19 protein-coding genes are annotated in these 20,689 nt (G+C 74.7%); 8 read left to right on the top strand and 11 right to left on the bottom strand.

Annotated elements, in window-relative coordinates:
- Positions 1-52: 52 nt before the first annotated feature.
- Positions 53-2,314: a SpoIIE family protein phosphatase gene (locus ISOVA_RS02450; protein ID WP_013837678.1), complete on the top strand. Its 2,262-nt coding sequence runs from the start codon at positions 53-55 to the stop codon at positions 2,312-2,314.
- 13 nt (positions 2,315-2,327) lie between these two features.
- Here ISOVA_RS02450 and ISOVA_RS02455 read toward each other — a convergent pair whose 3' ends face one another.
- The 5 genes from ISOVA_RS02455 to ISOVA_RS02475 form a co-directional block, all read right to left on the bottom strand.
- The gene (locus ISOVA_RS02455) at positions 2,328-2,741 is read right to left on the bottom strand and encodes an ATP-binding protein (protein WP_013837679.1); all 414 of its coding nucleotides are present in this window, start codon (positions 2,739-2,741) and stop codon (positions 2,328-2,330) included.
- Entirely contained in the window at positions 2,738-3,157 is a 420-nt protein-coding gene (locus tag ISOVA_RS02460; protein ID WP_143762037.1) for an STAS domain-containing protein, read from the bottom strand. Before ISOVA_RS02460 ends, ISOVA_RS02455 begins: the two co-directional genes overlap by 4 nt.
- A 120-nt stretch (positions 3,158-3,277) precedes the next feature.
- The gene (locus ISOVA_RS02465; protein WP_013837681.1) at positions 3,278-4,165 is read right to left on the bottom strand and encodes a sugar phosphate isomerase/epimerase family protein; all 888 of its coding nucleotides are present in this window, start codon (positions 4,163-4,165) and stop codon (positions 3,278-3,280) included.
- Entirely contained in the window at positions 4,162-5,361 is a 1,200-nt protein-coding gene (locus ISOVA_RS02470) for a dihydrodipicolinate synthase family protein (RefSeq protein ID WP_049788400.1), read from the bottom strand. The genes ISOVA_RS02465 and ISOVA_RS02470 overlap by 4 nt, the downstream gene beginning before the upstream one ends.
- A gap of 44 nt (positions 5,362-5,405) precedes the next feature.
- Positions 5,406-6,542, bottom strand: coding sequence for a Gfo/Idh/MocA family protein (locus tag ISOVA_RS02475; protein WP_041295061.1), 1,137 nt, complete (start codon positions 6,540-6,542; stop codon positions 5,406-5,408).
- 197 nt (positions 6,543-6,739) lie between these two features.
- On the opposite strand from ISOVA_RS02475, the gene ISOVA_RS02480 reads away from it, so the two are divergent.
- On the top strand, positions 6,740-7,753 hold the full coding sequence (locus ISOVA_RS02480) for a LacI family DNA-binding transcriptional regulator (protein ID WP_013837684.1): 1,014 nt from the start codon (positions 6,740-6,742) through the stop codon (positions 7,751-7,753).
- Between the two features lie 28 nt (positions 7,754-7,781).
- On the opposite strand, the gene ISOVA_RS02485 is transcribed toward ISOVA_RS02480, so the two are convergent.
- Both ISOVA_RS02485 and ISOVA_RS02490 read right to left on the bottom strand, forming a co-directional pair.
- Positions 7,782-8,987 (bottom strand): glycosyltransferase, encoded by a 1,206-nt coding sequence (locus ISOVA_RS02485; protein WP_013837685.1) that lies wholly within the window; start codon positions 8,985-8,987, stop codon positions 7,782-7,784.
- Between the two features lie 98 nt (positions 8,988-9,085).
- Positions 9,086-9,742, bottom strand: coding sequence for a uridine kinase family protein (locus ISOVA_RS02490; RefSeq protein ID WP_013837686.1), 657 nt, complete (start codon positions 9,740-9,742; stop codon positions 9,086-9,088).
- Between the two features lie 184 nt (positions 9,743-9,926).
- Between ISOVA_RS02490 and ISOVA_RS02495 the strand changes: the two genes are divergently transcribed.
- Positions 9,927-11,084 carry an endo-1,4-beta-xylanase gene (locus tag ISOVA_RS02495; RefSeq protein WP_013837687.1) on the top strand — a complete coding sequence of 386 codons (1,158 nt, stop codon included), beginning with the start codon at positions 9,927-9,929 and terminating at the stop codon, positions 11,082-11,084.
- Between the two features lie 23 nt (positions 11,085-11,107).
- On the opposite strand, the gene ISOVA_RS02500 is transcribed toward ISOVA_RS02495, so the two are convergent.
- From ISOVA_RS02500 to ISOVA_RS02510, 3 genes are read right to left on the bottom strand one after another with little or no spacing between them, the layout of a single operon-like run.
- Positions 11,108-11,851 carry a LutC/YkgG family protein gene (locus ISOVA_RS02500; protein WP_013837688.1) on the bottom strand — a complete coding sequence of 248 codons (744 nt, stop codon included), beginning with the start codon at positions 11,849-11,851 and terminating at the stop codon, positions 11,108-11,110.
- The gene (locus ISOVA_RS02505) at positions 11,848-13,437 is read right to left on the bottom strand and encodes a LutB/LldF family L-lactate oxidation iron-sulfur protein (protein WP_013837689.1); all 1,590 of its coding nucleotides are present in this window, start codon (positions 13,435-13,437) and stop codon (positions 11,848-11,850) included. The genes ISOVA_RS02500 and ISOVA_RS02505 overlap by 4 nt, the downstream gene beginning before the upstream one ends.
- Positions 13,434-14,231, bottom strand: coding sequence for a (Fe-S)-binding protein (locus tag ISOVA_RS02510; protein ID WP_013837690.1), 798 nt, complete (start codon positions 14,229-14,231; stop codon positions 13,434-13,436). The genes ISOVA_RS02505 and ISOVA_RS02510 overlap by 4 nt, the downstream gene beginning before the upstream one ends.
- 159 nt (positions 14,232-14,390) lie before the next feature.
- Here ISOVA_RS02510 and ISOVA_RS02515 point away from each other — a divergent pair, with 159 nt between their 5' ends.
- The 5 genes from ISOVA_RS02515 (at position 14,391) to ISOVA_RS02535 (ending at position 19,149) form a co-directional block, all read left to right on the top strand.
- Positions 14,391-15,110: a FadR/GntR family transcriptional regulator gene (locus ISOVA_RS02515; RefSeq protein WP_013837691.1), complete on the top strand. Its 720-nt coding sequence runs from the start codon at positions 14,391-14,393 to the stop codon at positions 15,108-15,110.
- A gap of 72 nt (positions 15,111-15,182) precedes the next feature.
- Positions 15,183-15,866, top strand: coding sequence for a SprT-like domain-containing protein (locus tag ISOVA_RS02520; protein WP_013837692.1), 684 nt, complete (start codon positions 15,183-15,185; stop codon positions 15,864-15,866).
- Between the two features lie 89 nt (positions 15,867-15,955).
- Entirely contained in the window at positions 15,956-16,480 is a 525-nt protein-coding gene (locus ISOVA_RS02525; RefSeq protein WP_013837693.1) for a rhamnogalacturonan lyase family protein, read from the top strand.
- A gap of 43 nt (positions 16,481-16,523) precedes the next feature.
- Positions 16,524-17,582 carry a 3-oxoacyl-[acyl-carrier-protein] synthase III C-terminal domain-containing protein gene (locus tag ISOVA_RS02530; protein WP_049788214.1) on the top strand — a complete coding sequence of 353 codons (1,059 nt, stop codon included), beginning with the start codon at positions 16,524-16,526 and terminating at the stop codon, positions 17,580-17,582.
- 211 nt (positions 17,583-17,793) lie between these two features.
- Positions 17,794-19,149 carry a Gfo/Idh/MocA family protein gene (locus tag ISOVA_RS02535; RefSeq protein WP_013837695.1) on the top strand — a complete coding sequence of 452 codons (1,356 nt, stop codon included), beginning with the start codon at positions 17,794-17,796 and terminating at the stop codon, positions 19,147-19,149.
- A 103-nt stretch (positions 19,150-19,252) separates the two neighbouring features.
- Here ISOVA_RS02535 and ISOVA_RS02540 read toward each other — a convergent pair whose 3' ends face one another.
- Positions 19,253-20,689, bottom strand: coding sequence for a pectate lyase family protein (locus ISOVA_RS02540; RefSeq protein WP_013837696.1), 1,437 nt, complete (start codon positions 20,687-20,689; stop codon positions 19,253-19,255).

The raw sequence follows: 20,689 nt of genomic DNA on the forward strand, positions 1-20,689 counted from the left end.
CCGGGGTACGCTTGGGGCGCCAAACAAATGGGAGCCCACGGGAGGGGCACACGTGACGAAGTCCGCTGCGGCGTCTGCCGCGCCGGTACCGGCGTCGAGCGAGGCCGCGGCGAGCGAGGCCGTCGCGCGCGTCGGCGTCCCGGCGACCGTGCAGCCCCGCGGCGTGCTCCTGGCGGTGCGCGTGAGCGACGGCGTCGTCCTCCACGCCTCCGCCGCGACCGACCTCCTGGGTCTCGAGGTGAGCGAGGTCCTCGGCAAGCCCCTGTCGGACGTGCTCGGCGCGGGCCCCGCCGGCCAGATCCTCGCGCCCGTCGTCGCGGGCGTCGACCTCGCCACGGTCAACCCGCTCGTGGTCGAGCGGCCCGCCCGGTGCGGGGGAGGAGAGCTCGAGGCGATCCTGCACCGTCCCCGCCGCACGTCGGCGTCGGCGCCCTCGCTCGTCGTGGTCGAGCTCGCGCCGCGGACGTCCGGCAACGGCGTCGCGACCGGCTACGGGCCGCTGCGCACGGCGCTCGCAGACCTCGAGCTCGCCGAGTCGCTCGACGAGCTGTACGACGTCGCGCTCGAGGCGATGCGCACCCTGACGGGCTTCGAGCGCGTGTCGCTCTACCTGCTCGACGCCCAGGGCAACGCCGAGGTCGTCGCCGAGGCGCACCGCCGCGGGCTCGCGCCGTGGACCGGCGTCCACTTCCCGGCGTCCGACATCCCCGCCGAGGTGCGCGAGCTCCACCAGAGCCTGCGCGTGCACCTGGTCGACGACACCGAGGCCGAGCCCGTGCCGGTCCTGGCGGCGGACCCGTCGGTCGCGGGCCGCCAGCTCGACCTGTCGGCGGCGACGCTGCGCGCCGAGCCGCGCGAGTACGTCGCGCTGCACCGCGCCCGCGGCGCCCGCGCCACGATCGCGGTCGGGCTGTCGTACGGCGGCGAGCTGTGGGGCGTCGTCTACGGCCACCACTACGGGAGCCCGAAGCGCGTCCCCTACGACGTGCGCGTCGGCGTGGAGCTCATCGCGAGCACCCTCTCGGCCCTGCGCGCCGCCCAGGTCGGCGCCGACCGCGACGCCGAGGCACGCCGCCAGGAACGCGTCCTGGCCCACCTCGCCGCCGACTCCCGCGACGAGTCCGTGCCGCTCGGCACGGCCATCACGCGCTCCGGCTGGACCCGTCGCCTCGTGCGCGCGGACGGCGCGATCGTGCGCGCCGAGGGGCGCGTGACGAGCGTCGGGCACGTGCCCGACGCCGCGGGCCAGCAGGCGCTCATCGCCTGGGTCTCGGGCGCCGGCGAGGAGGTCATCGCGACCGACTGCCTGCGTGAGACCGCGCCCGACGTCGCGGCCGCGGCCCCCGACGTCGCCGGCGTCATGGGCATCGCGCTGCCGGAGGGCCAGGTCCTCATCTGGCTCCGCGACGAGGTGCAGCGGCGCGTCGAGTGGGGCAGCGATCCGTCGTCGAGCCGGCCGCTGCGCGCCGACGACCCGATCCGCACCATGCTGCGGGCCTCGGAGGAGCGCTGGCGGGAGGTCGTCGACGGGCACAGCCTGCCGTGGACCGAGGACCAGGTCGACAGCGCGGCCGCCCTGCGCGTGCACCTGCTCGAGGCGCTCTACCTGCGCGGGCGCAAGGAGGTCCGGGCGACCGAGGAGCTGCAGCGCAGCCTCCTGCCGCACGACCTCGCGCACGTCGACGGGTGGACCGTCGAGGCGCGCTACGAGGCGGCCGGGGCCGGGCTCGTCGGCGGCGACTGGTACGACGCGCTCGTGCTGCCCTCGGGCCACCTCGCGCTCGTCGTGGGCGACGTCACGGGCCACGGCCTGCAGGCCGCGGCGACCATGGGCCAGCTGCGCACGGCGCTGCGCACGTCGCTGGTCGGCAGCAGCACCGCGCACGAGGCGGCCCGCCTGCTCTTCGAGGTCGTGCGCTGGACGCTCCCGGGCGAGGTCGCGACGCTCACGGTCGCGCTCGTCGACCCGGTCACAGGCGTCGTCGAGAACGTGTCGCTGGGGCACCCGCCCCTGCTCGTCGTGCAGCCCGACGGCGCCGTCCGGTGGGGCCCCAAGGCCGGTGCCCCGCCGCTCGGCCTCGCGCGCGACGTCCCGCCGGCGACCCGCGTCGAGGTGCCCCTGGGCGGCGCGCTCGTGCTCTACAGCGACGGGCTGGTGGAGCGTCGCGACGAGTCGATCGGCGAGGGGCTCGCGCGGCTCGCGACGGCGTTCGTGCGCGGCCCGGCGGTGGACGTCGACGAGGTCCTGCGCAGCACGCGCGACGAGCGGTCGGCCGACGACGCGACCCTGCTGGTGGTGCGGCGGGAGGCCTGAGGCCTCGCGGGCGTCAGGCGAACTGCGCCCACACGTGCTTCGCGCCCTGGGCGCGGAACCAGCCCAGCCCCTTGGCCGCGCGTGCGGCGAGGATGAGCCCGAAGCCCCCGGTGCCCGCACCGGCGGTCCCCACGACGGGCGGTGCGTCGGGGCGGTGGTCGACGACGTCGACCACGAACGTGCTGCCGTGGCCGAGCAGGCGCAGCGTCACCGGCTGGCTGCCGTGGCGCACGGCGTTGGTCGCGAGCTCGGACGCGACGAGGATGATGCGGTCGCGGGCCTTGGCGTCGAGCACGCGCCCGCCGGGTGCGGCGGCGAGCGCATCCTCCAGGCGTGCGCGGACGTGCGCGACGTCGTCGACGCCGCAGACGGTCCAGGCCTCGACCTCGGTGAGCTCCGCGGGGGGAGCAGCTTCGAGCAGCGTCATACGCCCGCCTGAGCGGTCGGGGAGGCGCCTGCCTCCTGCTCGTCCTCGAGCGTGAACAGGCCGATGACGCCGGAGAGCTCGAGCAGGTCGCGGATGCGCGCCGGTGCGCCCTTGAGCAGCGGCGGCTGCGGGCTGCCGTCCGCGGCGTGGTACAGCAGACGCAGGCCGCCGGAGTCCATGAAGCTCACGTCGGACAGGTCGATGACGATCCGCCGGCTCGCGGCACGCGTGACCTGGAGCAGCTGCTCCTCGTGGCGGGCCTGGACCGCGGCGTCGACCTCACCCCGCATCACCCAGAGGTAGCCGTCGTCCTCGATGCGGACGTCGCCGTGGGTCACGGTGCGCTCCTTCTCGTCGGTGCTGCCGGCGTGCCGGCGCTCGGGTCCGGCATCCGACCTTACCGTGGGAGCGCTCATCCTTCAGCCCCGGGACGCCCCCGCGCCGGTGACCCGGCTCACACGCCGGGAGACGGCCGGGCGCCGTCGTCGTGGGCATCAGCACGACGACGGCGCCCGGGGTTCCGGTGTCCCGCCTGCTCAGAGGTGGGGCAGGACGTGCGCGGCGTACCGCGCGCCGACCGTCTCCGCGGTCCGGCGCGGGTCGGCCGCCCAGATCTCCTCGTTGAAGATCTCGGTCTCGACGTCGCCGGCGTAGCCGGCCGCCGCGACCCAGCGCGAGATCGTCGGGAAGTCGACGTAGCCGTCGCCGACGTGCCCGCGCGAGTTCAGGGGCTCGGCCGCGAGCGGCAGCACCCAGTCGCAGACCTGGTAGCTCGCGATGCGGCCCTCGCGCCCGGCCCGGGCGATCGACTCCTCGAGCGCCGGGTCCCACCACACGTGGTACGTGTCCACGACGACGCCCACGGTCTCGGGGGCGAACGGCGCGGCGAGGTCGAGCGCCTGGCCCAGCGTCGAGATCACGGCGCGGTCGGCCGCGAACATCGGGTGCAGCGGCTCGAGGACGATCCGCACGTCGTGCTCGGCCGCCACCGGCGCCAGGTCGGCGAGGCGGTCCGCGACGCGTGCACGGGTGGCCACGATGTCACGGTCCTGCGGACCGGCGTCGGGCCGCGGGCCCTGGCCGGGCGCGCTCACCGCGGGCAGGCCGCCGACGACGAACACGAGCTCGCGCGTGCCGACCGTCGCGGCCTCCTCGATGGCCCGCCGGTTGTCCTCGAGCGCCGCCGCGATCCCGGCGTCGTCGGTGGCCGTGAGGAAGCCCCCGCGGCACAGCGACGAGACGCGCAGCCCGGCGTCGGACACGATCCGTGCGGCCTTCTCCGCGCCGGCCTCCTGCACCTGGTGGCGCCACAGGCCCACCGCGCCGAGCCCGGCTCCCGCGGCGGCCTCGACCGCCTCGGTGAGCGACGCGTGCTTGACCGTCGCCGTGTTGAGCGAGCAGCGGCTCAGGTCCGGGGCGCTCACGCGGTCACCCCGTTCGTGACCAGGAGCGCGTCGAGGCGCTTCGCGGCCGTCTCCGGCTCGAGCAGCATGCCGCAGCCGTCCGCCAGGCGCGCGAGCTCCACGAGGTGCGCGAGCGACCGGCCGGAGTGCAGCCCGCCGACGAGCTGGAAGCCCGGCTGGAAGCCGTTGAGCCACGACAGGAACGCGACGCCCGTCTTGTAGAAGTAGGTCGGCGCGCAGAAGATGTGCCGGCCCAGCTTCTCGGTCGACGCGAGGATCGCGTGCCCGCGCCCCGCCTCGCCGGCGTCGAACGCCTGCAGCGCGGTCGACGCGGCGGGGTAGATCGCCGCGAAGATGCCGAGCAGTGCGTCGGAGTAGCCCTGGTCGTCGCCCGCGATGAGCTCGGGGTAGTTGAAGTCGTCGCCCGTGTAGAGGCGGACCGTCGGTCCCTCGAGCGCGGCGAGCGCGCGGCGCAGGCCGATCTCGTGCTGCGCGTCGAGCAGCGACACCTTGACGCCGTCGACCTTGGCCTGGTGGGCCTTGATGAGGTCGAGGAACGTGGCGGTCGCGGTGTCGACGCTGTCCGAGCCCCAGTAGCCGGCGAGCGCCGGGTCGAACATCGTGCCGAGCCAGTGCAGGATCACCGGGCTGTCGGCCTCGGCGAGCACCGCGTCGTAGACGCGCGCGTAGTCCTCGGCCGAGCGGGCGACCTTGGCCAGGGCGCGCGACGCCATGACGATGACCTGTGCCCCGGCCTCCTGCACGACGCGCACCTGCTCGCGGTACGCCTCGGTGACGGCGGCCAGCCCGGCCTCGCCGGCCTCGACCGACGCGGGGTCGAGCTGGTCGGTCCCCGCGCCGCACGCGATGCGGGCGCCGACCGACGCCGCCTCGGCGGCGGAGCGGCGCACGAGCTCCTGCGTCGCGGCCCAGTCGAGGCCCATGCCGCGCTGCGCGGTGTCCATGGCGTCGGCGACGCCGAGCCCGTGCTCCCAGATCCGGTGCCGGTACGCGAGGGTCGAGTCCCAGTCGACGACCGCGGGCGCGCCCGGCACGTTCTCCGCGCCGACGTGCGGCACGACGTGCGCCGCGGCGAACGCGACGCGCGAGGTGATCTCACCGGCGGGCGTCGTCCACGGACCCGGGGCGTTGAGCTCGCGCACCTCGGTGCCGACCGGGCGGCCGGCGTCGTCGAACCGCGGGAGGCGGACCGTCACGCCGCTCGGCGCGAGGACGGGCGCGAGGGACGTCGTCGGCGCGCTCACAGCGTGATCTCCGGGACGTCGAGGCGGCGGCCCTCGGCGGACGAGCGCAGGCCCAGCTCGGCGAGCTGGACGCCGCGCGCGGCGGAGAGCAGGTCGAAGCGGTGCGGGCGCCCGGCGACGACGTCGCGCAGGAACTCCTCCCACTGCAGCCTGAAGCCGTTCTCGAGCTCGGTGTTGGCCGGCACCTCGGCCCACTGCTCGCGGAACTTCTCGGTCGTGGGCAGGTCCGGGTTCCAGACCGGCTTGGGGGTGTTGGCGCGCTGCTGGGAGACGCACTTGAAGAGGCCGGCGACGGCGGAGCCGTGCGTGCCGTCGACCTGGAACTCGACGAGCTCGTCGCGGTAGACCCGCACGGCCCAGGACGAGTTGATCTGCGCGACGACCGGGTCGCCCGCGGGGGTCTCCATCTCGAAGATGCCGTAGGCGGCGTCGTCGGCGGTGGCGTCGTAGGGCTTGCCCTGCTCGTCCCAGCGCCTCGGGATGTGCGTGACGGTCTGGGCGTTGACGGTCCTGACCGAGCCGATGATGCCCTCGAGGACGTAGTTCCAGTGGCAGAACATGTCCGTCGTCATGCCGCCGCCGTCCTCCTTGCGGTAGTTCCACGACGGGCGCTGCGCGGGCTGGATGTCGCCCTCGAAGACCCAGTAGCCGAACTCGCCGCGCAGCGACAGGATGCGGCCGAAGAAGCCCTCGTCGACGAGGCGGCGGAGCTTGACGAGGCCGGGCAGGTAGAGCTTGTCGTGCACGACGCCGGCGGTCACGCCGGTCTCCTCGCGCAGGCGGGCGAGCTCGACGGCCTCGGCGAGCGTCTCGGCCGTGGGCTTCTCGGTGTAGACGTGCTTGCCCGCCCGCATGGCCTTGCTCAGGGTCTCGGGGCGCAGGTTGGTCATCGCGGCGTCGAACACGATGTCTGTGTCGGCGTCGTTGATGATGCCGTCGAGGTCGGTCGTGTACTCGGCGACGTCGTGCTTCTTCGCCAGCTCGCGCAGCTTCTCCTCGTTGCGGCCCACCAGGACCGGCTCGACCTGGACGCGCGAGCCGTCGGGAAGCTCGACGCCGCCCTGCTCGCGGATGGGCAGGATCGAGCGCACGAGATGCTGGCGGTAGCCCATGCGGCCGGTCACGCCGTTCATGGCGATGCGCAGGGTGCGGGTGGTGCTCACGGGGGACTCCTTCGTCCGGCCGCCGTGCCGGGCGGCGCGGGGGTCTGGTGGGGCGTCACGAGGGACGCGCGTGGAATGCGCTTTCCTGCCCACGGTAAGGTGTGCCAGTGGGTGCGTCAAGCACGCGGGTCGAACGGGTGCCGACGACGGCGCCGGAGGAGGTGCACGTGGCCAGGGCACGGCTGCAGGACGTCGCTCAGCGGGCGGGGGTGTCGCTCGCGACGGCGTCGCGCGTCCTCAACGGGTCCGACCGTCAGCCCGGACCGCAGCTCGTCGAGCGCGTGCGCGCCGCGGCCGCGGAGCTCGGCTACGTCGTCAACGCCCAGGCGCAGGCCCTGGCCCGCGCGCGGACCGGGCTGCTGGGCCTCGTCGTCCAGGACATCTCGGACCCCTACTTCTCCACCATCGCGGCCGGGGCGCAGGCCGCCGCCCGCGAGCGGGGGCGCCTCGTCCTGCTGGCCTCGACCGAGCGCGACCCGGCCGCCGAGCGCGACGCCGTCGCCGCGTTCGCCGCGCACCGGGTCGACGGGATCGTCGTCGCCGGGACGCGCTGGTCGTCCGACGAGGACGCCGCGCTCGTTGCGGAGCTCGGGGCGTACGAGGCCGCGGGCGGGCGTGCCGTGATCGTCGGCCAGCCGCTCGGCGACGCCCGGGTCGTGCGGCCGCCGAACGCCGAGGGCGCCCGGGACCTCGCCACGGCGCTGCTCGGCCAGGGGCACCGGCGGTTCGTCGTGCTCAGCGGCCCCGCGCGCGTCGCGACGTCGCAGGAGCGCGCGGGCGCGTTCGCCGAGGCCGTGCGGGCCGGCGGCGGCGACGTCGTCGCGACGCTCGAGACGGAGTTCTCGCGCGACGGCGGGCACGAGATCGGCGACGAGCTGGCCCGGCTCGTGCGGGCCGAGGCCGGCGAGCCGCCGTGCGTCTTCGCGGTCACCGACGTCATGGCGATCGGCGTCATCGCGCGGCTGCGCGAGCTCGGTGTCGAGGTCCCGCGCGACGTGCGCGTCGCGGGGTTCGACGACGTGCCGACGCTGCGCGACCACGCGCCCGCCCTGACGACCGTCCATATCCCGCTCGAGGAGATGGGCCGCCGGGCGGTCGTGGCCGCCGTCGACGACGGTGCCGCGGCGACCGAGACGGTCGTCGACCACGAGGTCGTGCTGCGCGAGTCCACGCGGCCGTAGCGCCCCGTCGGCCGGCGGGCCGCGAGGGCTACACCCGGGCGACCTGCAGGCCGGCGCCGTGCGCGGCACGCTCCAGCACGCCCGCGTAGGCGGACAGCATCCGCACGTGGCTGAACCGCGGGCGGGCCGCGGTGAGCGCGCCGCCCAGCTCGGTGCGGCGCGCCGCCGCCTCGGACCACGTGGCCGCGATCTCGCCCGGGTCGAAGCCCGTGACGAACCCGATGCCGTCGACGATGCGCGCGCTGTCGCCGACGGGCGTCGTGACGGGGATCGCGCCGCACATCGCGCCCTCGATGAGGCACAGCGGCGCCGCCTCGCCGAACACCGACGTGAGCGCGACGACGTCGGCCGCCGCCAGGACGAGCTCCATGTCGTGCCGGACGCCGAGCGCGTGCACGCGGTCCAGCAGGTCGGGCCGGTCGGCGAACGCGCGGCGCAGGTCCGCCTCGAGGCCCGGGTTGGCCGTCGTCATCCCCGCGCCGCACAGGACCACGTGGCCGTCCGGGTCCCGCTCGAGGAACAGGCGCGCGGAGTCGACGAACAGGCCGGGGTTCTTCATCGCGTCGTACCTGGCGGCGTAGACGACGACGGTCGCGTCGCCGGGCAGGGCCAGCGCCCCGCGCAGCGCGAGACGGCGCGCACCCGAGACGGGCCGGAACCGCGCGAGGTTGATGCCGTTGGGGATGACGCGCAGCAGGTGGTCCGGCACGCCCGCGGCGCGGTAGGCCAGCCGCGTCGACTCGGCGCAGCACACCACGGCGGCGAGGCGGCCCGCGGCGGCGGCCGCGAGCAGGTCGTCGAGCGCGGTGCCCGAGTGCTCGGGGTCCGACCGGTGCAGGCACGCGACGACCGGGCGGTCGGGGAACCCGGCCTGGTTCACCAGCCGCAGCGGCTGCTCCTTGAGCGAGACGACGACGTGCGCGGCGGCCGCGTGCCGGGCCGCGGAGGCCATCTCCGCCTCGGTGAACCGCTGCGGGTCGTGGTCGCCGTCGCTCGAGCGGCCGAGCGACGAGATCCGCACGCCCGCCGCACGCAGGGCGCGGTAGCGCTGGTCGTCGACCATCCGCTGCAGCGTCGCCTCGCGCCGCACCTCGCGGTGGATGCTGAGCACCGAGTGCTTCTGCCGGCCCGCGGCGTGCAGGCCGGCCACCACCGTCGAGTGCAGCGCCCGGGCGCCACCGCTGAAGAAGCCCTCGTAGAGCGAGAGCGCACGAAGCCCGTCGCGCTGGATCACAAGACCACCTCCTGGTACCACGATGGGCCACGGTGAGGTGGCATGGATGACCGCCTCGTTACGATCACATGACTTCTTGGCGGACGCTTGAGGACCCGCTACCGGGCGAGGATACGGATGGCCCTCTCCGCCTGACCAGGGGTCGCCGTGCGGCAGCCCAAGGCGACCCACCGCCGCACGAGGCGCGGCTCCTCGCGCAGCAGTCCCCAGCCCCGGCGCACGAGCGTGCCGAGCGGCTTGCGCGCCTCCGCGACGTCGCGCAGGAAGCGGAACCAGAAGGTCACGAGCCGCGGCCGGACGAGGCAGATCGCGTCGGCGAGGAGCCCCTCGGCGCGGCACGCCTCGACGAGCTCGGCGGCGAAGATGCCCTCGGCGACGACGAGCGGCGCCCCCTGCGTCTCGACCACCGTCGTGCCCGTGCGGCGCGACGTCGGGATGTCGTAGACCGGCACCTCGGTGCGGCCCGTGGTCGTCACGGTGCGCAGCGCCTCGAGCGCGGCGGCGCCGTCCCAGCTGCGCGGGTCGTCCCAGTCGACGATGCCGTAGCGCATCGGCATGCCCGGGTGGTCGACGTCGCGGTAGAAGTCGTCGAGCGCGACGACCGGCAGACCGAGCCGGCGCGTCAGCGCCGACTTGCCCGACCCCGACGGGCCCGTGAGCAGCACGACGCGCGCGGCGGGCCGCCGGGCGTCCGGCGGGACGTCGAAGAGGGCGTCGGCCGCCGGGGCGGTCGCGGGCAGGTCGCTGTCGGTCACGGGAGCCCATTGTGCGGCTTTTCCCGGCCCGTTGACGACCGGCCGTCGAGCGCTCCACCACCCGCGCGGGAGCGGGCCTGCACGCCTATTGAGAAATCGTTATCGACATCGTTATCCTGCTCACGCCCGGATTTGTTCGACGGCTTGCCTCAAGTCGTCGGACCCCGATCGGAGAGGAACAACGATGTCCCATCCCACGACCATGACCCGCGTCGCCGCCGTCGCGGCGTCGGCGATCACCGCACTGGCGGTGGCGATGCCCGCGGCCCAGGCCGCTCCGCCGGAGCCGACCCTGCGATCCGAGGCGCCGCGCGACGTCAAGATCGGCAGCGCCGTGTGGGGTCAGCGTGACCTGCTCGACTACGACCCGAAGAACCCGACCGAGTTCCAGCGCATCCTCGCCGAGGAGTTCAACTCGCTCACCCCCGAGAACGACATGAAGTGGGCCGAGATCCACCCGGAGGAGGGCGTCTACGACTTCTCCGGTGCGGACGCCGTCGTGGCGTTCGCCGAGGCCAACGGCCAGGAGGTCCGCGGCCACACGCTGCTCTGGCACAGCCAGAACCCGCAGTGGGTGATCGACGCCAGCGCCACGTGGACCTGCGAGGAGGCCCGCGACGTCCTCGAGGAGCACATCCGCACCGTCGTCGGCCGGTACGCCGGCCAGATCTACGAGTGGGACGTCGCCAACGAGATCTTCCAGGACACCTGGGACGCCGGCGGCGTGCGCCTGCGCACCGAGGCCAACCCGTTCCTCAAGGCCTGTGCCGACGACCCGGTCGCCCTCATCGGTGACGCCTTCCGTTGGGCGCACGAGGCCGACCCCGAGGCGGTCCTCTTCCTCAACGACTACAACGCCGAGGGCATCAACACCAAGACCGACGCCTACTACGCCCTGGTGCAGGAGCTCCTCGCCGACGGCGTGCCGATCCACGGCTTCGGCGCCCAGGGCCACCTGAGCCTGCAGTACGGCTTCGACGAGTCGATCCAGGCCAACTTCGAGCGGTTCGCGGACCTGGGGCTCAAGGTGTCCGTCACCGAGGCCGACGTGCGCATGCCGCTCGGCGAGGACGGCGAGCCGACCGCCGAGCAGATCGCGCTCCAGGCCGAGCGGTTCGACAAGATGCTCGAGGCGTGCCTCAACGTGCCTGCCTGCACGAGCTACACCGTCTGGGGCTTCGACGACGCCCGCTCGTGGGTCCCGGGCGTCTTCCCGGAGGGCTACGCGACGATCATGACCGAGGACTTCGAGAAGAAGCCCTCGTACTACGCCCTGCTCGAGAGCCTCACCGAGGCCACCCCGGGCAAGTCGCCGCGCACGCCGCCGGGCCTGAACAAGTAGGTCCTCCCGCTCGAGGCGCCGGGTCAGGACGCAGGCGAGACCAGCAGCACGTGCAGCGTCCGGGGCCCGTGCACGCCCTCGACCCGGTCGAGCTCGATGTCGCTCGTCGCGCTCGGTCCGGAGATCCACGTCAGCGGGCGCTCCGGGTGCGCGCCGAGCAGCCGGACCGTCTCGGGCACGGTCTGCACCACCTGCTCCGCGCGGACGACGCACAGGTGCACGTCCGGCACGAGGGAGATGGCGCGGCGACCCTGGTCCGGCTCGCCGTCGAGCACGATGGTGCCGGTCTCCGAGCACGCGACGCGTGCCGCGGTGAGCACGGCGTCGACCGCGTCGAGCTCCGCCGCCGGCAGCGGGGCGTCGGGGGAGTCCTCGCGGACGACGACGCCGTCGGGAAGCGCGGCGAGCCAGGCCCGGTCGAGGCCGTGCGGCACCACGACCGTCACGCTCTCCTCCGAGTTGTCAGGTCCAGGGCCCGGTATACCCGGGCGTGAGCCTGACAACTCGTGGAGGAGGGCGGCGACGGCGGCGGGGAGCTCGGGCTCGGCGACCCGGTGGACGTGGGCCTTGTAGTCGACGAGGCGGTCGACGAGCTGGTCGAGCACCTCGGGGGACCCGGGCGCGTGCTCGCCCGCGGCCCGGTAGTCACGCGGCACGACGACGTCGCGCGGCGGGGCGCCGACCTTCCCGGCGGGCGTCGTTCCGGTGCCGGGGCGGCCCAGCGCCGCGCGCACCCGGGACAGCACCTCGGTGCGTGCATCGGTCATCGGTCTTCTCCCTGGTCGTGCTCTCCCGGACGCGCGGCCTCGTGCTCCGCCCACCACTGCCGGAACGTCTGCGCCGGCGGGGCGGGCAGGTCCCGGGACCGGGTCCAGGCCGAGGCAGGCGGCGGTGCGGTCGAGATGACGCCGTCGCGCCCGCCGAGCCGGTGCCCGAGCGTCGCCGCGCGGCCCGCGAGACCGAACCGACCGCCGTCGGACATGACCCACGACGCGGCCTTCATGGCCGCGGCCCACGGGTCGACGCCGCGGCGCGAGCGGTCCGCGTCGACCTCCCGGGCGCGCAGGTCGACGAGGATCGACGGGATGTCGATCTTCACGGGGCAGACCTCGTAGCAGGCGCCGCACAGGGTGGAGGCGTACGGCAGGGCCGCGTTGACGTCGTCGTGCCCGGACATGCCGCCGGTCGACGCCGTGAGCTGCGGCGTGAGGATCGCGCCGATCGGGCCGGGGTAGACCGAGCCGTACGCGTGCCCGCCGACCCTCTCGTACACGGGGCAGACGTTGAGGCACGCCGAGCAGCGGATGCAGTGCAGCGCGGCCCGGCCGACCTCGTCCGCGAGCACGTCGGTGCGGCCGTTGTCGAGCAGCACGAGGTGGAACTCGCTCGGCCCGTCGCCCGGCGTCACGCCCGTCCACAGGGACGTGTACGGGTTCATGCGCTCGCCCGTCGACGAGCGGGGGAGGAGCTGGAGGAAGACCTCGAGGTCCTCGAAGCCCGGCACGAGCTTCTCGATCCCCATGACGGTGACGAGGGTCTCGGGCAGCGTGAGGCACATGCGCCCGTTGCCCTCCGACTCGACGACGGCGAGCGTGCCGGTCGACGCGACGCCGAAGTTGGCGCCGCTCACCGCGACCTTCGCCGAGAGGAACTTGCGGCGCAGGTGCGCGCGGGCGGCCATGGCGAGCTCGCGCGGCACGTCGGACAGGTCGGGCGGCGCGTCGCCCATGCGCGCGAGGAAGATGTCGCGGATCTCCGTCCGGTTGCGGTGGATGGCGGGCACGAGGATGTGCGACGGCATGTCGTCGGCGAGCTGCACGATGAGCTCGGCGAGGTCCGTCTCGATCGCGGCGATGCCCTCGGCGGCGAGGTGCTCGTTGAGCCCGATCTCCTGGGTGGCCATCGACTTGACCTTGACGACCTCGTCGGCGCCCTTGGCCTTCGCGATCTCGGCGACGATGCGGTTGGCCTCGGCCGCGTCGCGGGCCCAGTGGACGACGCCGCCGCGTGCCGTGACGTTCTCCTCGAGCTGCGCGAGCAGCTCGGGCAGCTCGGCCATGACCCGCTCCTTGAGCGCCGACCCGGCGTCGCGCAGCGCCTCCCAGTCCGGGACCTCGCCGACGACGGCCGCGCGCTTGGCGCGGATGACCCGCGTCGCGTGGCCGAGGTTGCGGCGCAGCTGGTCGTTCTTGAGGGTTTCGCGCGCCGCCGCCGGAAAGGCGTCGCCCCAGCGCAGCGGCGCCTGGGGGTGCGGAACCGGACCGAACGGGTCGGCCGCGCCGGTGCCGGCGGGTGTCGCGGCGTCGTCGGGCCGGGACAGGCGGCGGGGGAGGCCGAGGAACGTGCGGCTCATCGGGCCACCTCCGTCCGCACGGCGTGCCCGGCCGGGACGGGCGTCGGCTCGTCGCGCGTGGAGGCGAGGATCTCGGCGAGGTGGAGCGTACGGACGCCCGCGCGCTGCCGCGACAGGCCGCCGCCGATGTGCATGAGGCACGACATGTCGCCGGCGGTGAGCACGTCGGCGCCCGTCGCGCGCACGTGCGCCGTCTTGTCGGCGAGCATCGCGGCGGACGTGTCGGCGTTCTTCAGCGCGAACGTGCCGCCGAACCCGCAGCACGACTCGGCCTCGGGCAGCTCGACGAGGTCGATTCCGGCGACCGCGCGCAGCAGGCGCAGCGGCCGGTCGCCCACGTGCAGCATGCGCAGCGAGTGGCACGTGGGGTGGTAGGTGACGCGGTGCGGGAACCACGCGCCGACGTCGGTCAGCCCGAGCACGTCGACGAGCAGCTCGGAGAGCTCGTAGGTCTTCGCGGCCACGGCCTCGGCGGTCGCCGCGAGGTCGTCGAGCCCCGCGCGCCGGCACACCATCGCCTGCTGGTGGCGGACCGAGCCCGTGCACGAGCCGGACGGGATGACGACCGCGTCCCACTCGCCGTCGGCGACGGGCGCGAACGTCACGACGTGGTTGCGCACCACGGGCACGGCCTCGGCGAAGTAGCCCGTGTTGACGTGCATCTGGCCGCAGCAGGCCTGCGCCCGCGGGAACACGACCTCGTGGCCTAGGCGCTCGAGCAGGCGCACGGTGGCGCGCGGCGCGCCGGGGAACATCGTGTCGGCGATGCAGGTGGCGGCGAGGGCGATCCGCACGTGCGGCTCCCTTCACGGTTGGCCGACGCCCGGTGGCGTCGGACGGCGACGACGGCGTCGCGGCACGGCCCGAGGGTGTGGCCGGACCACGGTTCCGGACACTGTAGACCATCGGCGCGGTGTGGACCGACCACAGGCCGGATCTCGTAGGATCCTGCCGTGCGCACCCACGAGAAGGTCCTGGCCCGGATCGAGGCCGATCTCGCGGCCGGCCGGTGGGGTCTCGGCGAGCGGCTCCCCGGCGAGCGTGCCCTCGCCGAGCAGCTCGGCGTCTCGCGACCCTCGGTGCGCGAAGCGATCCGCATCCTCGAGGCCATGGGCATCATCCGTACCGCGGTCGGCTCCGGGCCCGACGCCGGTGCCGTCATCGTGGACCGCCCCGCGGCCGGGCTCGGCGCGGCCGTCCGGCTGCACGTCGCGTCCGGCACGCTGCCCGTGGCGGACGTCGTCACGACCCGCGAGGCGCTCGAGACCTGGGCCACGGGCCGTGCGGCCGAGCGCGTCGCCCGCACCCCCGATGCCGCGGACGACCTGCTCGCCGAGGCCCGCCGGCTCCTCGACGCCATGTCGGAGCCTGCGCTCGACGTCGAGGCGTTCGTCCGGCTCGACCAGGACTTCCACGGCGAGCTGATCCGCCTGGGCGGCAACCAGCTCGTCGAGGCGATCCTGCTCGGGCTCCGTTCGGCCGTCGCCGGCTACGTGCTGCAGGGCGCCGGGCGTCTCGCCTCGTGGCGTGCCACCGCCGAGCGGCTCTGCGCGGAGCACGCGACGATCCTCGACGCGGTCGCGGCCGGGGACGCGGACGCCGCCCGCGACGCCGTGAGCCGGCACATCCTCGGGTTCTCCGAGGAGGCGGGGCTCGTCCCCAGGCCGGCGTGACCGCCGCGGCCTGTGGACGACGCCGGACGCGCGTCGGCGCCCGCGGGTAGCGTCCCGGCGGGAGGGGGACGCATGGACCTGCACGACGCACAGCGCCTGGCGCGCGAGCTCATGGCCGAGCACGGGCTCGACGGCTGGCGCTTCCGCTTCGACCGCGCCCGCCGCCGTGCCGGGGTGTGCCGGCACGACCGGCGCGAGATCGGCCTGTCCGCGCCGCTCACGGCGCTCTACTCCGAGGCCGACGTGCGCGAGACGCTCCTGCACGAGATCGCGCACGCACTGGTCGGGGCGAAGCACGGGCACGACGCCGTGTGGCGCGCGACGGCGGTGCGGATCGGCGCGAGCGGGCGCCGGCTCGTGAGCGACGAGGCGCCGCGCGTCGAGGGCGACTGGGTCGGCACCTGCCCGGCCGGCCACCGCGTCACGCGGTTCCGGCGCCCGGCGCGGCCGCAGGCCTGCGCACGCTGCTCGAGCACGTTCGACCCGCGGTTCCTCCTGACATGGACGCACCGCGGCGTCCCGGTGCCGGGCCTGTCCCGGCTGCCCGACGGCGGCGCTGGCGCGGGCGCACCGGGTCGCGCCGGGCCGCTCGACCCGCAGGCGGTGCGGCCGGGGGAGCGGCTGCGGGTCACGGTGCCGGGACGGTACGAGGGCGTCGTCGGAGTGGTGGTCAGGCGCGGCCGCACCCGGTTCCACCTCGACGTCCCAGGCGGGCTGCTCACGGTCCCGTTCGCGGGCGTCGAGCGCGCTCCGTGAGGGCGCCGGCGACACGACGGCCACGTGACACCCAGCCAGCAAGCGCATTCCGAGCCCGATCGATCACCGCCCTCGCCGCCGCGGCCGCCGTGGCCGCGGCCGGCGCCGTCGGCGTCCCCGCAGCGGCCGCCGCCGAGCAGGTGGACCTGCGCCTCCGCACGCTGATGTCCGACCCGCAGTACCGCCTCGCGGTCGCCTGGCAGAACACGGCGTACAACCAGCCCCCGCACACGTCGTACTTCCTCGGCGAGGGCATGGAGCGGCCCGCCGCGCCGCGGCTCGCGTTCACGACGGACGCGCCCTCCGCGGAGCGGGTGCCCGGACCGGCGACCGGTGCGCCCGGGCCGGTGCAGGTGCGGGTCGACGACGTCGACGGCGGCACCGTGAAGCTCGAGGCGACGATCAGGCAGGGGCGCGACAACGCCCACACGTTCTCGCTCGTCGTCGACGGCGAGACCGTCGAGGTCCGGTCGGTGCGCGACGCGACCCCGCACGAGCAGACGGCGAGCTTCGCCGTCGACGGCCTCGCGCCGGGTGCGCACGAGATCGTCGTGCTCGCGGCGAACCAGCACGGCGAGACGTCGAGCAAGCCCGTGACGGTGCGCATGCGCTGACACGCCGGGTGCCCCCGGCGGGGGCGGTGGGATGATCGCTCCTATGAGCGAGCCCACCGCCCCCGTCGTGTCGTCCCCGCTGCGGCTCCCCGCAGGCGCCGCAGGCTCCCGGATCGTCGGGCTGGGTCACCACCAGCCCGCGAAGACGCTCACCAACGACGACATCGCGCAGCTCGTCGAGACCAACGACGAGTGGATCCGGTCGCGCACCGGCATCGTCACGCGCCACGTCGCCGCCGACGACGTCACCGTCGCCGACATGGCGACGGCCGCCGCGGTGCACGCCCTCGAAGACGCGGGGCTGAGCCACGACGACGTCGACCTCGTGATCGTCGCCACCGCGACCGCCGTCGACCGCTCGCCCAACACGGCGGGGCGCGTCGCCTACGCGCTGCGGACCGGCGTCCAGCCGGGGGCGAGCACGCCCGAGGGCGAGGAGGAGCCGGACCTGCGCGACGTCGTCGGGCCCGCGGTGCTCGACGTCAACGTGGCCTGCTCGGGGTTCGCGCACGCCGTCGGCCTGGCCGACCAGGCCATCCGCGCCGGCAGTGCGCGCACCGCCGTCGTGATCGGGGCGGAGAAGCTCACGGCCTTCACCGACTGGAGCGACCGAAGCACGTGCATCCTCACCGCCGACGGCGCCGGCGCGGCGGTGCTGCAGTCGGCGGACGAGCCCGGCGTCGGGCCGGTCGTGTGGGGCTCGGAGCCCGAGATCACACCGGCCGTGCTCATCGAGGCGCCCGACGAGCGGTTCGCGCAGGACGGGCGCGCGGTCTTCAAGTGGGCGATCACGCGCGCCGCCGAGCGTGCCCGTCGCGTGGTCGAGGCGTCCGGGCTGGGGCTGGACGACATCGAGGTGCTCGTGGCGCACCAGGCGAACCTGCGCATCATCGAGCCGCTCGCCAAGAGCCTCGGGCTCGAGGACAAGGTCGTCGTCACCGACATCGTCGAGTCGGGGAACACGTCGGCCGCGTCGATCCCCATGGGGCTGTCGAAGTGGTGGCACTCCGGGCGCGTGCCCGCCGGCGCACCCGCGCTGCTCTTCGGGTTCGGCGGCGGCTTCGCCTGGGCGGGCCAGGTCGTCCTCACGCCCGCGAGGTAGCGCTCCACCCGCCGAGGTAGCGCTCCACCCGCCGAGGTAGCGCTCCACTCGCCGAGGTAGCGCTGCAGCGCGCGAGGTAGCGCGGCTCGCCGCGCTACCTCGGCGAATCGCGCGCTACTTCGCGGACCGGGGCGCTACCTCGGCGGATTCTGCGCTACCTCGGCGTCCGGTAGGCTAGTCGGGAAACCGCTTCCCCGACGGGAGATCGATGATGCCCTCCTCCTCCAGCCCATCCCGACGCCGGTACGCGATCGTAGGGACCGGCCACCGCGCCGGCATGTTCGTCGGCGGCCTGCTCGACGCCCACGCGGACGACGGCGAGATCGTCGCCTGGGTCGAGCCGAACCCCGTCCGCGCCGCGGTCCACGAGGCGCGCGTCGCGGCGAAGGTCGGCGGGACCCGCCCGGTGTACCACCCGGACGACCTCGAGAAGGCGATCGACGAGCAGCGCGTCGACCGCGTCGTCGTGACGTCGGTCGACAGCACGCACGCCGACATGGTGTCGCGCGCGCTGCGCGCGGGCGTCGACGTCGTCGTCGAGAAGCCGATCGCCGCGACCGCGGACGAGGCGCGCGAGATCGCGCTCGCCGTCCGCGAGACGGGCCGCGACCTCACCATGACGTTCAACTACCGGTACTCGCCGCGGAACTCGGCGCTGCGCGAGGTGATCGCCTCCGGCGAGATCGGCCGCGTGCTGTCGGTGCACTTCGACTGGGCGCTCGACACGGTCCACGGCGCGGACTACTTCCGGCGCTGGCACCGTCAGAAGGTCAACAACGGCGGCCTGCTCGTGCACAAGTCGAGCCACCACTTCGACCTCGTCAACTGGTGGATCGACGCCGTCCCGCAGCGCGTCTTCGCGAGCGGCGGCCGGCGCTTCTACGGCGACGACGGCGCGCACGCCCAGGGCTACGAGCCGACCGAGGGCGAGCGCGCGCTCAACGAGCAGGGCGTCGACCCCTGGTTCCTCGACATCGAGAAGGACCCGTACCTCCTCGAGCTCTACGGCCCCGAGGCGCAGGCCGTCGACGGCTACGTCCGCAACCGCAGCGTCTTCGACGCCGGCATCACCACCGAGGACACGCTCGGCCTCGTGGTCGAGTACGCGGGGGGTGCGGTGCTCACCTACTCGCTGACGGCGTACGCGCCCTGGGAGGGCTACCGCGTGGTCGTCAACGGCTCGCGCGGGCAGGCCGTGCTCGAGGTCGTCGAGCGCGGCTCGGTCGAGTTCGGCGACGGCCGGGCGATCCTCGACCCCAGCTTCACCGAGGCGTTCGCGCAGGACGAGGTGCGGCCGCAGGGCGAGCGCCTCGTCGTCCAGAAGCACTGGGAGCGCGCCGAGGTGCGGCCGATCCACAACGTCGGGACGGGCGGCCACGGCGGGGGCGACGCGCTGCTGCTCTCCGACGTCTTCCGCGGCCGGGACGAGCCCGACCCGCTCGGCCGCGCCGCACGCCTCGTCGACGGCCTGCGGGCCTCGGGCGTGGGGTACGCGGGCAACCGCTCGCTCGAGACGGGCGACCCCGTGCGCCTCGTCGACCTGGGGCTCGGCATCGACCTCGGCTGAGCCGCACGGAGCGTGACGGCCCGGCACCCTGGAGGGTGCCGGGCCGTCGTGGCGTCGTCGTCGGCCGGGCGCGGTGGTTCGTGTCACCGCGTCCCGGCCCCGGTCACGGGAGCTCGGAGGCAAGGACTCCCGCGCCGGCCCTCGCGCCGACGACGCCGGGCACCGCCTGAGTCGGCAGCAGGCGGTACGAGTAGTGGTCGGACGGCGTCCAGCGCGCCGCGTCCGCGAGCGGCGTCGACGCCGAGGCGTTGAACGCGGCGAGCACGTCGGTCGGACGTCCGTCGACGAACGTGCCGGTCTCGGAGAGCATCTCGCCGCCGTACCGGCCGACGACGCGGCCCGGGTCGACACCCGGCGCCAGGTCGATCGCGTTGTTCTCCGCGACGATCGACGACTCGCGGCCCGCGCCCCAGTAGTACTGGAAGAGCCCGGCCTCGGACTGCTCGTAGTGGTTGTTGTAGACGTGGACGTCGCCGAACCGCACGCGCGGCGCGCGCTGGCCGATGTCCTGCCAGTGGTTGTGGTGCAGGGTCACGCGGTGCTGGCCGCGGTCCTGCAGGCGGCCGTCCGACGAGCCGACGAGCATCGTCTTGTCGTGCGCCTCGAACCGGTTGTAGGAGACGGTGACCAGGTCGGAGCCGTGCGTGATGTCGAGCAGGCCGTCGTGGATCTCGAACGGCCGGCCGTAGACGGTCGGCAGCGACTCGGCCGGGTGCTCCCCGTCGTCGAACGTGTTGTGGTCGATCCACACGCTCGTGGAGGTCCAGACCGACACGTTGTCGTAGGCGGAGTTCCAGTTGCCCGTCGCGCCGTCGCCCGGGTCCCACTCGGGGAAGCAGTCGCGGCCGTCGGAGATCGTGAGGTTGCGCAGGATGACGTTGTGCGCGTCGCGGATGCGGACGTTGGCGCCCGAGATCTGCGCGTCGTCGCCCACGCCGACGATCGTCACGTTCGAGCCGACGTGGACCTGGGTCTGGCGAGACTGGACCGTCGCGGCCGCGCGGCGTGCGTCCTCGAGCGGCCCGGAGGGGGCCTTCCGGCCCCAGGCGCCGGACGGGTCGTAGTACGCGACGTAGTCGTCCATCGAGAACGGCTCGCCGGTGCCCGCGACGGTGACCTGGTCCGCGAAGGCCTGGCAGTCCTGACCCTCGAACGCGTCGATCTGGCCGACGACGTAGACGATGCGGGGGACGGTGTTCCCGCGGCCGTCGTCGTGGTCGCCGCCGGGCCTGCCGGCCAGCGCGTCGCGCAGCTCGTCCCAGGTGCGGACCACGTAGACGTGCTCGGGTGCGGCGGCAGCGCCGCCCGTGACCGGGGCGGCCTCGCGGGCGACGCCCTCCGGGTACGTCGTGGTAGCCACGGAGGCCCAGCCGTCGGCGCCGGGCGTGATGACCTGGCGGCCGAGGTCGTCGGCGTCGTGGCCGGGGGCTCCGGGCGCCGCGACGGCGACCGCGGTGCCGAGCAGCAGCGAGGCCGCGGCCGAGCCGGCGACGGCGGCCGCGCGGCGTCGGCGCCGGGCGGTGGCGGGGGTGGGGTGCAT

Origin of the sequence: Isoptericola variabilis 225 (assembly GCF_000215105.1) — a bacterium.
Taxonomy (GTDB): Bacteria; Actinomycetota; Actinomycetes; order Actinomycetales; family Cellulomonadaceae; genus Isoptericola; species Isoptericola variabilis_A.

Excerpts from the sequence above, each read along its gene's own strand:
- ISOVA_RS02455 (WP_013837679.1), bottom strand. The coding sequence starts at position 2,741 with ATGACGCTGCTCGAAGCTGCTCCCCCCGCGGAGCTCACCGAGGTCGAG.
- ISOVA_RS02460 (WP_143762037.1), bottom strand. The coding sequence starts at position 3,157 with ATGAGCGCTCCCACGGTAAGGTCGGATGCCGGACCCGAGCGCCGGCAC.
- ISOVA_RS02475 (WP_041295061.1), bottom strand. The coding sequence starts at position 6,542 with ATGAACGGCGTGACCGGCCGCATGGGCTACCGCCAGCATCTCGTGCGC.
- ISOVA_RS02495 (WP_013837687.1), top strand. The coding sequence starts at position 9,927 with ATGTCCCATCCCACGACCATGACCCGCGTCGCCGCCGTCGCGGCGTCG.
- ISOVA_RS02500 (WP_013837688.1), bottom strand. The coding sequence starts at position 11,851 with ATGACCGATGCACGCACCGAGGTGCTGTCCCGGGTGCGCGCGGCGCTG.
- ISOVA_RS02505 (WP_013837689.1), bottom strand. The coding sequence starts at position 13,437 with ATGAGCCGCACGTTCCTCGGCCTCCCCCGCCGCCTGTCCCGGCCCGAC.
- ISOVA_RS02520 (WP_013837692.1), top strand. The coding sequence starts at position 15,183 with ATGGACCTGCACGACGCACAGCGCCTGGCGCGCGAGCTCATGGCCGAG.
- ISOVA_RS02530 (WP_049788214.1), top strand. The coding sequence starts at position 16,524 with ATGAGCGAGCCCACCGCCCCCGTCGTGTCGTCCCCGCTGCGGCTCCCC.
- ISOVA_RS02535 (WP_013837695.1), top strand. The coding sequence starts at position 17,794 with ATGCCCTCCTCCTCCAGCCCATCCCGACGCCGGTACGCGATCGTAGGG.
- ISOVA_RS02540 (WP_013837696.1), bottom strand. The coding sequence starts at position 20,689 with ATGCACCCCACCCCCGCCACCGCCCGGCGCCGACGCCGCGCGGCCGCC.